This window comes from Pseudomonas sp. AU11447, assembly GCF_001672555.2.
In the GTDB taxonomy this organism is placed as follows: Bacteria; Pseudomonadota; Gammaproteobacteria; order Pseudomonadales; family Pseudomonadaceae; genus Pseudomonas; species Pseudomonas nitroreducens.
The window spans coordinates 1-12,117 of the sequence record NZ_LZDG02000031.1 but is presented as its reverse complement, the minus strand read 5'-3'; the positions used below and the strand labels follow the sequence as shown (position 1 = coordinate 12,117).

Below are 12,117 nucleotides of genomic sequence, written 5' to 3'. Positions count from 1 at the left end.
AGAACCGAAAAAGGGGCGCCCACTGGGCGCCCCTTTTTCGTTGCCGGCCGGATCAGATCCGGTAGGTGGACTTGGTCATCACCTTGGACAGCAGCGTCATGCCGAACTTCACCGGTGCCGGGAAGCGCAGGCCGCCAGCCTCGATGGCGCTGGTGGCGTGGTGCTCTTCGTCCTCGCGCATCTGCTCGAGTATGGCGCGGGACTTCTGGTCCTCGGCGGGGATTTCCGCCAGGTGTTCGTCCAGGTGCTTGCAGACCTGGTCTTCGGTGGCGGCGACGAAGCCCAGGCTGACGCGGTCGCTGATCAGCCCGGCGGCTGCGCCGACGCCGAAGGATAGCCCGTAGAAGAGCGGGTTGAGCACGCTCGGACGGCTGCCCAGTTCACGGATGCGTTGCTCACACCAGGCAAGATGGTCGACCTCTTCGTCGGCCGCTTCTTCCATGGCCTTGCGCACCTTCGGCAGCTTGGCGGTCAGCGCCTGGCCCTGGTACAGCGCCTGGGCGCAGACCTCGCCGGTGTGGTTGATGCGCATCAGGCCGGCCACATGGCGGGCGTCAGTCTCGCTGAGCTCGGCGTCGGGCTGGACGATGGCGGGGGACGGGCGCCCCGGATGACCGCTGAACGGCAGCAGGGTGCGCAGTGCGGCATCGGCCTGCAGCAGGAAGCGGTCGGCGGGAGAGTAGTGACGGTCGGCGGACATGGCGCACCTCCGAGTAGGAACATTCGCCCGGCAGTTTACCGGATGGCGGATGACAGGTCTTGCCGAGGTGCGCGCAGCTTCCTTTTATCGACGGGGCGCCAATCAACCCGGTGGCCAGTGCATCTGGCGTTGACCCAGCACATGCATGTGGATGTGGTGCACGGTCTGGCCGCCCAGGTCGTTGCAGTTCATCACCACGCGGAAGCCCTCGTCGCAACCCTGCTCCTTCGCCAGCCGCTGGGCGGTGAAGAGGATGTGGCCGGCCAACGGCTTGTCTGCCTCGGTCAGGTCATTGAGGGTGGAGACGTGCTTCTTCGGAATCACCAGGAAATGTACGGGCGCCTGCGGGCCGATGTCGTGGAAGGCGATGACCTGGTCATCCTCATAGAGCTTGCGCGCGGGAATTTCCCCGGCGACGATCTTGCAGAACAGACAGTCCACGAAATGCACCTCCAGTCATATGGGCAGGAGCAGCAGTTTAGCGGCCGTCGACCGCCGCGCCCAGTTCCGGGCCGGCCAGCGCAAGGAGCGAGCGTGCAGAACGATATCCATGACCTGGGCCTGGTGCTCGATTCCAGGGTCAAACTGATCGTGATCGAATCCTGGGACGAGCCCAGGGTCCTGGAAACCCTGACCGGCCTGGCGGTACGGCGCGGGCTCAACCTGCAATTCTGGTCGGCGACCGAAGGGCTGCAGCGCTTGGGTTTTGGTGGAGAGCCCCAGGGCGAGGGCGACAGCCGTGAGGCGGAGAATGCCCTGCGGCTGATCAAGGCCGATCCGCAGCCGAACCTCTATGTGCTCTGCGATCTGCATCCCTATCTGGCGGACAACCCGCGTGCCGTGCGCCTGCTCAAGGAGATCGCCATGGCCGAGGGGAATTTCCGCCCCACGGTGGTGCTGGTTTCCCATGCACTGAAGCTGCCCGCCGAGGTCCAGCGCTTCGCGGCGCGCTTTGCCTTGTCGTTGCCATCCGAGGATGAACTGGTGGGGCTGGTCCGCGAGGAAGCGACACGCTGGAGTGAGCGTAACCGGGGCGCGCGGGTACGTACGGACAACCGCACGCTGCGCCAGGTAGTGAAGAACCTGCGCGGACTCACTCATGGTGAGGCGCGGCTGCTGGCGCGCAGCGTGATCTGCAACGATGGGGCGATCACCCAGGAAGACCTGCCGGAGCTGAACCGCACCAAGTTCGAGCTCCTCAACCTCGATGGCGTGCTCAGCTTCGAGCACGATACCGCGCGTTTCGCCGAAGTGGGTGGGCTGGCCAGCCTCAAGCGCTGGCTGGGCGAGCGGCAGAGCGCGTTCACCGAAGGCAAGGACAAGGATCTGCCCAAGGGCGTGCTGCTGGTCGGTGTGCAGGGCGCTGGCAAGAGCCTGGCAGCCAAAGCGATCGCCGGCCTGTGGGGCCTGCCGCTGCTACGCCTGGACTTCGGCAGCCTCTACAACAAGTACTTCGGCGAGACCGAGCGCAACCTGCGCGAAGCGCTGCGCCTGGCCGACAGCATGGCGCCCTGCGTGCTCTGGGCGGACGAAATCGAAAAAGGCGTCGCCACCGGTGACCAGGACAATGGCGTCAGCCAGCGCGTTCTGGCCACGCTGCTGACCTGGATGGCCGAGCGCAAGGCGCCGGTGTTCATGGTGGCCACCGCCAACGCCATTGAGCGCCTACCGCCGGAACTGGTGCGCAAGGGGCGTTTCGACGAGCTGTTCTTCGTCGACCTGCCAGACGACGAGGTACGCCAGGATATCTTCCGCATCCACCTGCAGCGTCGTGAACTGGACGCCGCCCAGTTCGAACTGGGTGAGCTGGCCGCTGCCACCGAAGGGTTCTCCGGCGCGGAGATCGAGCAGGCAGTCGTCGGCGCTTTCTATGCCGCGCAGGCTCGGCAGAAGTCCGTGGACCAGGCGTTGCTGCTGGAAGAAATCCGCCGCACAGCGCCGCTGTCGGTGGTGATGGCCGAGGAGTTGGCAGCCCTGCGCGCGTGGGCCGATGGCCGTACGGTACGCGCGGACTGAACCTGGCTAGCTGGCCAGGGCCAGGCGATTGACCCGGCCGGCCAGCTTGCGCAGGGCCCAGCGCGGAAGCAGGCGCACCGCGCAGGCGAAAAGTCGGTTGCGCCAGCCGGGGATGATGATCGCCGGCGCGCGGCGCAGTGCCTTCACCGCGAGGAAGGCGACTTCCTCGGGCGACATGATCCGCTTGCCATTGTCGAGCTTGCCCAGGCGCATGTCGGCGTTGCGGTAGAACGCCGTGCGGGTTGGGCCTGGGCAGAGCACGGAAACCTTGATGCCACGGCTTTTGAGCTCCTCGCGCAACCCCTCGGAGAAGTGCAGCACGAACGCCTTGCTGGCGTAGTAGCTGCTCATCCAGGGGCCGGGCAGGAGGCTCGCCATGGAGGCGACGTTGAGAATCCTCCCGCCGCCGCTGCGCTCCATCATGGCGCCGATGCCGTGGCACAGGCGGGCCAGGGCCAGCACATTGAGCTCCAGCAATTCCTGCTCGCGGGACCAATCCTGGTCGATGAAGGCGCCGGAGGTGCCGACACCGGCGTTGTTTACCAGCAGTTCGATCTGCCGCCCGCTCTGTTCCAACTCGTGGAGCAGTCCGGATATCTGCAGCGGTTCGGAGAGGTCGCAGACGCGGAACAGCACCTCCACCCCGAAACGCTGGGACAGTTCGCAAGCGATGCTGTCCAGCGCGTCGCGCTTGCGCGCCACCAGGATCAGCGCTTGGCCGCGACGCGCGAGGGCTTCGGCCAGGGCCAGGCCGATACCGCTGGAGGCGCCGGTGATGAGGGCAAAACGAGGCATTCAGGAGTCTCTGTGGCGGGGTGGCGTTCGACCACGCCCGCCACGGGTTGTTGCATTACTGATCCGAGTCGCCGCCTTCGGTGTCACCACTGCTGAAGTCGCCGTCGGAGGGCTCCGCGGTGGCCGCCGGGTCGGCAGCTTCGTCGCCCTGCTGGGACTGCGCCTGCGCAGCCTGGGCGCGCTCGATGTAGCTCTGGTAGGCCGGGATCGCGATGGCGGCGAGGATACCGCCAAACACCGGGAACAGCAGCCAGGAGAAGGCCAGGACCTTGACGGCGGTGCTGTTGGGCGGCGGCGGCGGACCGAAGCGGTTGGCGGATTGCTCGCCGGGCATGAACAGCAGCAGCAGGCTGAGGACCACGTTGACGAAGGGTACCAGCAATGCCAGCCAGAGCCAGCCGGACCAGCCCAGGTCATGCAGGCGCTGCACGCCGATGGGCACGCTGAAGACCATGGCGGCAATGACCACGGCGGCAATGGCGGCCACGCCCAGGGGCAGCGAAACGGCCATCAGCAGGCTGGCAACCAGGTAGGCGCCGAAGACGATGAAGGAGAGTGCCGCTGACCAGCCAAGGTAGCGCACGCGGCCGATACGGCCGGACAGGCTACGGACTTTCAGTTCACCGAACTCCGGCAGGTCGTCGCCGACCTTCGCCTGGGGCGGAGCATAGGGAGATGCCGCGCCATTGGAGGGCGTGGCGGCCACGCTGGGCGCAGGGTTGGCTGCCAGTTCTGCCTGGCGAGCCAAATACTTCTCGATGACGATGCCGCAGGCGCTGCACTCGATGGCGCTGGCTTGCTCATGCCCGCACTTGGGGCAGGTCATCCGCTCGTTGCTGGCCGTTTCACCGGCCGCGCGGGCAGCCAGGGTCGCTTCGCTGGGATGGTCGTCGGTTTCCACCAGGCTGAAGCCCGGGGCGCCTTCGGCTTCCTTGCGGGCATTGGCACCGGCGCCATGGAGCGCGCGCAAGTACTTGTCGGCCTCGTCGCCGGACAGGTCGCGCTTGAGCACGACCGGCTGGCCGCTGAACAGCGCTTCGATCTTCGCGGCATCGCTCTTGAACAGGCGGGCGAGGTTTTCCTTGGCGGTCTCCAGCGGCGTCTGCGGCATCAGCGCGCCGTCGAACACGATCTTGAAGCGGGATTGGTCCATAGGGGCATCCTTGTCTTCTGGCTATGTTGGAATCGCTACAGCGTAATCGGGGCGCCGAAGGCCAACAAGCGGCCTCGGCGGATATCTCGTGAGCGGTGCCGCAGCTCAGACCAGCAGTTGGTTGGACAGGCCGGCGCTGCGGGTCAGGGCCTGGCGGTATTCATGGTCCAGGCGCGCGATCAGCTCGCCCACGGCCGGCAGGTCTCGGATATCGCCGACGCCCTGGCCGGCGGACCACACGGTCTTCCAGGCCTTGGCCTCGTCGCTCACCGGCTTGAGTTTCTCGCCGTAGTTGAGCGCGCCCTTGTCATTCAGCCGCTGCATGTCGAAGCCGGCAGCCTCCAGACTCTGGCGCATGAAGCTGGCCGGTACGCCGGAAACGGCAGGGGTGTGGATGATATCGGCGGCGCGGGCGTCGAGCAGCATGTGCTTGTAGGCTTCCGAGGCCGCGCTTTCGCGGGTGGCGATGAAGCGGGTGCCGAGGTAGGCGAGGTCGGCGCCCAGCACCTGGGCGGCAAGGATCTCGTGGCCATGGTTGATGCAGCCGGCCAGCAGCAGGGTCTTGTCGAAGAACTGGCGAATCTCCGCGACCAGCGCGAAGGGGCTCCAGGTACCGGCATGGCCGCCGGCACCTGCGGCCACCGCGATCAAGCCGTCGACCCCAGCTTCCGCCGCCTTCTCGGCGTGGCGACGGGTGGTGACGTCATGGAACACCAGGCCGCCATAGCTGTGCACGGCATCGACCACCTCGCGCACCGCGCCCAGGCTGGTGATCACGATGGGCACCTTGTGCTCGACGCACAGTTTCAGGTCGGCCTGCAGGCGCGGATTGGTGTTGTGGACGATCAGGTTGACCGCATAGGGCGCTGCCTGCGGATCGGCTGCCAGCCCGGCTTCGATCTCTTCCAGCCAGGCCTTGAAACCGCTGCTCTCGCGCTGGTTCAGTGCGGGGAAACTGCCGACGATGCCGCTCTTGCAGCACGCCAGCACCAGTTGCGGGGTGGAGACCAGGAACATCGGTGCCGCCACCAGGGGAATGCGCAGGCGGCGGTCGAGCAGGGCGGGCAGGGACATGACAGTCTCCTTGTCGGGATCAGAAGGGTTTGACGACCACCAGGATCACGATGGCGATCAGGAACAGCACCGGCACTTCGTTGAACCAGCGGTAGAACACATGGCTGCGCCCGTTCTCGCCGCGCGCGAAGCGCTTGAGCATGGCGCCGCAGGCGTGGTGGTAGCCGATCAGCAGCACCACCAGCGTGAGCTTGGCGTGCATCCAGCCCTGGGTCAGCCAGGCGGGGTTGAGATAGAGCATCCAGGCACCGAGGACGATACTGAGGATCATCGTCGGGCCCATGATGCCGCGGTACAGCTTGCGCTCCATGACGCAGAAGCGTTCGCGGCTGGCGGCGTCCTCGCTCATGGCGTGGTAGACGAACAGGCGCGGGAGATAGAAGAGGCCGGCGAACCAGCAGACTACGGCAATGATGTGAAAGGCTTTCAACCACAGGTAAAGCATCGGGACGTCCTCGGATCACGGTTGAGCCGATAGTAGTGGCGCCGTGCAATGCCGTCATCCCTGTGGCGGCTGCAGTGTGGGAAAGTTCGTTCGACTGCGGCAATCGGTATCGCCAGGCGTCAATCAGGCCCCTGATCGGAAAGCGGAAACTCTTGCGCCGCGTAACCCTCAATTCAGGCGGATTCGCTCTGTTCAGCGGGGGCGGTGGCTCATATCATGACTGCCCCTGAATTTGGCCCCATAGGTGGAGTGACAGGCAGATGATCAAGGTCGGTATCGTAGGCGGTACGGGTTATACGGGCGTGGAACTGCTGCGCCTGCTGGCACAGCATCCCCAGGCGCGCGTCGAGGTGATCACCTCGCGCTCCGAGGAGGGCGTGAAAGTCGCCGACATGTACCCGAACCTGCGAGGCCACTACGACGGCCTGGCCTTCAGCGTGCCGGACGTGAAACGTCTGGGCGAGTGCGACGTGGTGTTCTTCGCCACCCCGCATGGCGTGGCCCACGCGCTGGCTGGCGAACTGCTGGCCACCGGTACCCGGGTGATCGACCTGTCCGCGGACTTCCGCCTGCAGGACGCCGAGGAGTGGGCCAAGTGGTACGGCCAGCCCCACGGCGCGCCGGAGCTGCTGCCCGAAGCCGTCTATGGCCTGCCGGAAGTCAATCGCGAGGCGATCAAGTCCGCTCGCCTGATCGCCGTTCCCGGCTGCTACCCAACCGCCACCCAGCTCGGCTTCATCCCGCTGCTGGAGAACGGCCTGGCTGACGCCAGCCAGCTGATTGCCGACTGCAAGTCCGGCGTCAGCGGCGCCGGTCGTGGTGCCAAGGTCGGCTCGCTGTTCTGCGAAGCCGGCGAAAGCATGATGGCGTACTCGGTGAAAGGTCACCGGCACCTGCCGGAAATCAGCCAGGGCCTGCGTCGTGCCGCCAAAGGCGATGTTGGCCTGACCTTCGTGCCGCACCTGACCCCGATGATCCGCGGCATCCATGCGACGCTATACGCTCGCGTCGCCGACCGTGGTGTCGATCTGCAGAAGCTCTATGAAGAGCGTTACGCCAATGAGCCGTTCGTCGACGTGATGCCCGCTGGCAGCCATCCGGAAACCCGCAGTGTGCGTGGCGCCAACGTCTGCCGCATCGCGGTGCACCGTCCCCAGGGCGGCGACCTGGTGGTGATCCTGTCGGTCATCGACAACTTGGTGAAGGGCGCGTCCGGCCAGGCGATCCAGAACATGAACATCCTCTTCGGTCTGGACGAGCACCTGGGCCTGTCCAACGTCGCGCTGCTGCCGTAAGGAAAGATTGCCCCGGAAGGCGGTCGATTGATCTGGACCAATGGATGAGTCGGATTAGTTGACCGTTTTTCTGGGGTAAGCGGATAATAGTCCGCAATGTTGTAACGTACGGCTTCGGCCGGGAGAGTTGTCACCATGACCATCGAAACCTTCACCCCCACTCCGCTGATGTTCTCGCAAGGCGCTGCGAACAAGGTGAAGAACCTGATCGACGAAGAAGGCAACCCGCGCCTCAAGCTGCGGGTGTTCGTCACGGGCGGTGGCTGTTCGGGCTTCCAGTACGGCTTCACCTTCGATGAAGACACCGCGGACGATGACACCATCGTCGAGCGCGACGGCGTCAACCTCGTGGTCGATCCGATGAGCTTCCAGTACCTCGCCGGTGCGGAAGTGGACTACCAGGAAGGTCTCGAAGGTTCGCGGTTCGTCATCAAGAACCCGAACGCAGCGACCACCTGCGGCTGCGGTCAGTCCTTCTCGATCTGATGCCGTAAAAGCGAAAACGCCGCGCAGATGCGCGGCGTTTTTGTTTGTGGGGCGGGTTCAGGCGGGGTAGAGCGCGCCAAGAATGCGCGGCCCCTGGGCGGCGGTGACTTCCGGGCAATTGCCAGGCTCTCGCTGGAGAAAACGATGGGCCAGCCAGGCGAAGGCCATGGCTTCCATCCATTCCGGCGGTACGCCGCGGTCGATGCTGCTGATCACGCTGGCGCCCGGTAGATGCGCAGCAAGGCGCTGCATCAGCGTCGCGTTGAAGGCGCCGCCACCGCAAACCACTACTTCCTCGCAGCCGGGCTGCGCTTCCAGCAGCGCTGCGGCGATGCTTTGCGCGGTCAGCTCCAGCAGGGTTGCCTGTACATCTTTGTCCTCGACCGGGTCGTGCTTGGCCAGGACCGTGTTCAGCCAATTCAGGTTGAAGCGTTCGCGTCCGGTGCTCTTCGGGCCTTTCGCGGCAAAGAACTCATCGGACAGCATCTTCTGCAGTAGCGCCTGATCGATGCTGCCGCTGGCAGCCCAGGCGCCGTCACGGTCATAGGGTTCGCCGCGCTGCTCCTGAATCCAGGCATCCAGCAGCACGTTGCCGGGACCGCAATCGAATCCGCGAACCGGCTCGCCGGGGCTCAGCAGCGAAACGTTGCTGAATCCGCCTACGTTGAGGATGGCGCACTCGCGGCTATCGCTGCCGAACAGCGCGCGGTGGAAGGCAGGCACCAGCGGTGCGCCCTGGCCGCCGGCGGCGACGTCACGGCGACGGAAGTCGGCCACCACATCGATCCCGGTCAGCTCGGCGAGCAGTGCCGGGTTGCCGATCTGCACGGTGAAGCCCAGGTGCGGCTCGTGGCGAATGGTCTGGCCGTGGCTGCCAATCGCGCGAACGGCGCTGGCGGCTAGATTCTCGCGAGCCAGGAGATCGTTGATGCCCTGTGCGGCGATACGCACCCAGCGGTTTTCCGCTAGGGTGGTGCGGGCTATTTCGTCAGGGCCGGAAGAGCAGAGTGCCAGGAGATCGGCACGCAGCGCCGCAGGCATGGGAAGGTAGTGGGAGGCGAGCAGAGTGGTCTGCTCGCCTTGCTCGACCAGGGCGATGTCCAGTCCATCGAGACTGGTCCCGGACATTACCCCCAGATAGAGCGGCATCGATCAGCGCTTGTTCAGGGCCAGGAAGGTTGCCTTCTCCTGGTCCATGCGCGCGATCAGCGGTTGCGCCTGGGCCATGAAGCGCTTGCGCTCCGGGCCGGTCAGCGGGTCGGCGGTCGGCAGCTTGGCACTCAGCGGATCGACGTGCTGGCCGTTGACCTGGAACTCGTAATGCAGGTGCGGGCCGGTGGCCAGCCCCGTCATGCCGACGTAGCCGATGATCTGGCCCTGCTTCACTGCCACGCCGGAGCGGATGCCTTTGGCGAAGCGGCTCATGTGGCCGTAAACGGTGCGATAGCGCTGGCCGTGCTGGATCACCACGGCGTTGCCGTAGCCACCCTTGCGGCCGGCTTCGAGGATCTTGCCGTCGCCGGTCGCCTTGATCGGGGTGCCGATCGGCGCTGCGTAGTCCACGCCCTTGTGTGCACGAATCTTGTTCAGGATCGGATGGAAACGCCCAATAGAGAAGCGCGAGCTGATGCGGGCGAAGTCCACCGGGGTGCGGATGAACGCCTTGCGCATGCTGCTGCCATCCGCGCGCAGGTAGCTGGTGTTGCCCTGCTTGTTGGTGTAGCGCACCGCGGTGTATTCCTTGCCGCGGTTGACGAAGCGCACCGCGAGGATACTACCGGTGCCGACCTGCTTGCCCTTCACCTGCTGGGATTCGTAGATCACGTCGAACTCGTCACCCTGGCGAATATCCTGGGCGAAGTCGATGTCGTAGCCCAGGACGTTGGCCATCGACATGATCAGGTCGTGGGACAGCCCGGCATTGCGGCCCGCGACGAACAGCGAGCTGTCGATGCGGCCGTGGGCATAGTTGGCATGTACCGAGGGTTTGACCAGGTCGCGCTTGAAGTCATAGCCCTTGGCGGACTTGGCCAGGCTGATGGTCTCCAGATCGCTGCGCTTGACCTTGAGGCCCTGCAACTCGCCCTTGGAATCGATAAGGAAGTCCACGTCCTGGCCGACATCAAGACGGGTGAACTGCTTGGCGTCCTTATTGGCGGCAAGCATGTCGTGCACGGCGTTCGCCGGCAGGCCGGCCTTCGCGAACACGTTGGAAAGAGTGTCACCCTTGCCCACAGTCACGCTTTTCCACGCAGGTTCTGCGGAAGCGGAGGGGGAGGGTTGCTGGTTCGAATCGGCGAGATCGTTCTTCTTTTCCGCGTCTTTTCCGGCGCTGTTCTGGTTGTCGGGCTGCCCTTCAATCTGTGCGAAAGGGGAGGAGCCGCCGTCTTCCGTGACCGGAGCGGGTCGAAGGTCGTCTTTTTCCTGGAGGATCTGCTCGGTGCCGTTTTCCAGCTCGAGATTGAGCGTGGTCTTCTTCGCCTCGACCTCGGCCGAGGGGAACACCAGCAGAGCCAGGCTGAGGAGCGCTGCTACACCGCTTGCGGCCAGCAGATGGCTCTTCGGGTAGTACGGCGCTTTCTGATCGGATTGCGTCATGGCGTGAGTGGTGTTTTTGGAATGTGAAATAACTGCCTAAAATATAACCAAATTCCCTCTGAAGCAACCCTGATGTCGGGCTTCTGACGTCCTGTCCTCTGGCGCTGGGCAAAACTTGTTTTTAGTGCCTGTTCTTGTATCGTTGGTTCCCTTTCGCAATTCGCAACGTACAGGAAACTGCAATGAAGTCGGTCGAAGAGCAGCTGGCGCTGATCAAGCGCGGAGCAGACGAAATTCTCGTGGAGGCCGAGCTGATCGAAAAGCTCAAGCGCGGCCAGCCCCTGCGTATCAAGGCCGGCTTCGACCCGACCGCTCCTGACCTGCACCTGGGGCATACCGTCCTTATTAATAAGCTGCGCCAATTCCAGGAGTTGGGTCATCAGGTGATCTTCCTGATCGGCGACTTCACTGGGATGATCGGTGACCCGAGCGGTAAGAGTGTTACCCGTCCACCCCTCACCCGCGAGCAGGTTCTCGACAACGCCGAGACGTACAAAGCCCAGGTCTTCAAGATTCTCGACCCCGCGAAGACCGAGGTGGCGTTCAATTCCACCTGGATGGACCAGCTTTCCCCCGCTGATTTCATTCGTCTGGCTTCCCAGTACACCGTTGCTCGTATGCTGGAACGCGATGATTTTAGCAAACGCTATGCCAGCAACCAGTCCATCGCCATTCACGAGTTCCTTTACCCGCTGGTTCAGGGCTACGACTCGGTAGCGCTGCGGGCGGACGTCGAGCTCGGCGGCACCGATCAGAAATTCAACCTGCTGATGGGGCGCGAGCTCCAGCGTGCCTATGAGCAGGAGCCGCAGTGCATCCTGACCATGCCGCTGCTTGAAGGTCTGGATGGCGTGAAGAAGATGTCCAAGTCTCTGGGCAACTACATCGGTATCCAGGAAGCGCCGGGCGTCATGTACAGCAAGCTGGTCTCCATTCCCGACACCTTGATGTGGCGTTACTTCGAGCTGCTCAGCTTCCGCTCCATGGAAGAGATCGATGGTTTCCGCAAGGATGTAGAGGCTGGCGCCAACCCGCGCGACATCAAGATCAAGCTGGCTGAAGAGATCGTCGCTCGCTTCCATGGCGAAGAGGCTGCTGCTTCGGCGCACAAGTCCGCTGGTAACCGTCTTAAGGAAGGCGAGCTGCCGGAAGATCTGCCGGAAGTGGAAGTGGCGGCGGCAGAAGATCTGCCCATTGGTGCCGTCCTTAATAAGGCAGGGCTGGTGAAGAACTCTGCAGTCGCTCGCGACCTGTTGTCCTCTGGTGGCGTGCGCGTGGATGGCGACGTGGTGGATCGCAGCTTTGTCTTCAAAGTCGGCGCTACTCACGTGCTGCAGGCCGGCAAGAAGGCCTTCGCTCGTGTTTCTCTGGTCGCTGAGTGAAGAAAGTTTAAATTAGTCGTTGACGGCCAATTTAAACTCCCTATAATGCGCACCACTCCCAGCGACGAAGCGCTGAAAGAACTTGAAAATCAAGTACTTACAGAGATTCTAGGTTGGGTGTGGTGATCAGGCGGGTGATTCACTTGCCGCTCTTCATTAGCTGCTCCGGCAGC

General features: G+C 64.0%; 12 protein-coding genes. 4 read left to right on the top strand and 8 right to left on the bottom strand.

Annotated features, from left to right (window positions below; genetic code table 11):
• Positions 1-52: 52 nt before the first annotated feature.
• Together coq7 and A6723_RS09045 are read right to left on the bottom strand one after the other, a co-directional pair.
• Complete coding sequence (gene coq7 / locus A6723_RS09050; protein WP_024763564.1) at positions 53-700, bottom strand: 2-polyprenyl-3-methyl-6-methoxy-1,4-benzoquinone monooxygenase; 648 nt, start codon at positions 698-700, stop codon at positions 53-55.
• Positions 701-802: 102 nt separating this feature from the next.
• Entirely contained in the window at positions 803-1,141 is a 339-nt protein-coding gene (locus tag A6723_RS09045) for a histidine triad nucleotide-binding protein (RefSeq protein WP_024763563.1), read from the bottom strand.
• Between the two features lie 93 nt (positions 1,142-1,234).
• Here A6723_RS09045 and A6723_RS09040 point away from each other — a divergent pair, with 93 nt between their 5' ends.
• Positions 1,235-2,716 (top strand): AAA family ATPase, encoded by a 1,482-nt coding sequence (locus A6723_RS09040; protein WP_054908058.1) that lies wholly within the window; start codon positions 1,235-1,237, stop codon positions 2,714-2,716.
• A gap of 6 nt (positions 2,717-2,722) precedes the next feature.
• Here A6723_RS09040 and A6723_RS09035 read toward each other — a convergent pair whose 3' ends face one another.
• The 4 genes from A6723_RS09035 to hemJ all read right to left on the bottom strand — a co-directional run bounded on the left by A6723_RS09035 (position 2,723) and on the right by hemJ (position 6,183).
• Positions 2,723-3,511, bottom strand: coding sequence for an SDR family oxidoreductase (locus A6723_RS09035; protein ID WP_054908059.1), 789 nt, complete (start codon positions 3,509-3,511; stop codon positions 2,723-2,725).
• 55 nt (positions 3,512-3,566) lie between these two features.
• The gene (locus A6723_RS09030; protein WP_054908060.1) at positions 3,567-4,664 is read right to left on the bottom strand and encodes a DUF805 domain-containing protein; all 1,098 of its coding nucleotides are present in this window, start codon (positions 4,662-4,664) and stop codon (positions 3,567-3,569) included.
• 105 nt (positions 4,665-4,769) lie between these two features.
• Complete coding sequence (locus A6723_RS09025; RefSeq protein ID WP_024763559.1) at positions 4,770-5,738, bottom strand: nitronate monooxygenase family protein; 969 nt, start codon at positions 5,736-5,738, stop codon at positions 4,770-4,772.
• A gap of 19 nt (positions 5,739-5,757) precedes the next feature.
• Complete coding sequence (gene hemJ, locus A6723_RS09020; RefSeq protein WP_054908061.1) at positions 5,758-6,183, bottom strand: protoporphyrinogen oxidase HemJ; 426 nt, start codon at positions 6,181-6,183, stop codon at positions 5,758-5,760.
• A gap of 260 nt (positions 6,184-6,443) precedes the next feature.
• Between hemJ and argC the strand changes: the two genes are divergently transcribed.
• Together argC and erpA are read left to right on the top strand one after the other, a co-directional pair.
• On the top strand, positions 6,444-7,478 hold the full coding sequence (gene argC, locus A6723_RS09015) for an N-acetyl-gamma-glutamyl-phosphate reductase (protein WP_045212607.1): 1,035 nt from the start codon (positions 6,444-6,446) through the stop codon (positions 7,476-7,478).
• Positions 7,479-7,613: 135 nt separating this feature from the next.
• Entirely contained in the window at positions 7,614-7,964 is a 351-nt protein-coding gene (erpA, locus tag A6723_RS09010; protein ID WP_045212604.1) for an iron-sulfur cluster insertion protein ErpA, read from the top strand.
• Between the two features lie 57 nt (positions 7,965-8,021).
• Here erpA and A6723_RS09005 read toward each other — a convergent pair whose 3' ends face one another.
• The gene (locus A6723_RS09005; protein ID WP_054908062.1) at positions 8,022-9,113 is read right to left on the bottom strand and encodes an anhydro-N-acetylmuramic acid kinase; all 1,092 of its coding nucleotides are present in this window, start codon (positions 9,111-9,113) and stop codon (positions 8,022-8,024) included.
• 3 nt (positions 9,114-9,116) lie between these two features.
• Positions 9,117-10,562 carry a peptidoglycan DD-metalloendopeptidase family protein gene (locus A6723_RS09000; RefSeq protein ID WP_054908063.1) on the bottom strand — a complete coding sequence of 482 codons (1,446 nt, stop codon included), beginning with the start codon at positions 10,560-10,562 and terminating at the stop codon, positions 9,117-9,119.
• Positions 10,563-10,744: 182 nt separating this feature from the next.
• On the opposite strand from A6723_RS09000, the gene tyrS reads away from it, so the two are divergent.
• Positions 10,745-11,944 carry a tyrosine--tRNA ligase gene (gene tyrS / locus A6723_RS08995; protein WP_024763553.1) on the top strand — a complete coding sequence of 400 codons (1,200 nt, stop codon included), beginning with the start codon at positions 10,745-10,747 and terminating at the stop codon, positions 11,942-11,944.
• The last annotated feature ends 173 nt before the right edge of the window (positions 11,945-12,117 follow it).

What these genes read in the sequence shown, in the direction of transcription:
- A6723_RS09000 (WP_054908063.1), bottom strand. Translation starts at nt 10,562, where the DNA reads ATGACGCAATCCGATCAGAAAGCGCCGTACTACCCGAAGAGCCATCTG.
- A6723_RS09030 (WP_054908060.1), bottom strand. Translation starts at nt 4,664, where the DNA reads ATGGACCAATCCCGCTTCAAGATCGTGTTCGACGGCGCGCTGATGCCG.
- tyrS (WP_024763553.1), top strand. Translation starts at nt 10,745, where the DNA reads ATGAAGTCGGTCGAAGAGCAGCTGGCGCTGATCAAGCGCGGAGCAGAC.
- erpA (WP_045212604.1), top strand. Translation starts at nt 7,614, where the DNA reads ATGACCATCGAAACCTTCACCCCCACTCCGCTGATGTTCTCGCAAGGC.
- A6723_RS09025 (WP_024763559.1), bottom strand. Translation starts at nt 5,738, where the DNA reads ATGTCCCTGCCCGCCCTGCTCGACCGCCGCCTGCGCATTCCCCTGGTG.
- A6723_RS09005 (WP_054908062.1), bottom strand. Translation starts at nt 9,113, where the DNA reads ATGCCGCTCTATCTGGGGGTAATGTCCGGGACCAGTCTCGATGGACTG.
- hemJ (WP_054908061.1), bottom strand. Translation starts at nt 6,183, where the DNA reads ATGCTTTACCTGTGGTTGAAAGCCTTTCACATCATTGCCGTAGTCTGC.
- A6723_RS09035 (WP_054908059.1), bottom strand. Translation starts at nt 3,511, where the DNA reads ATGCCTCGTTTTGCCCTCATCACCGGCGCCTCCAGCGGTATCGGCCTG.
- argC (WP_045212607.1), top strand. Translation starts at nt 6,444, where the DNA reads ATGATCAAGGTCGGTATCGTAGGCGGTACGGGTTATACGGGCGTGGAA.
- coq7 (WP_024763564.1), bottom strand. Translation starts at nt 700, where the DNA reads ATGTCCGCCGACCGTCACTACTCTCCCGCCGACCGCTTCCTGCTGCAG.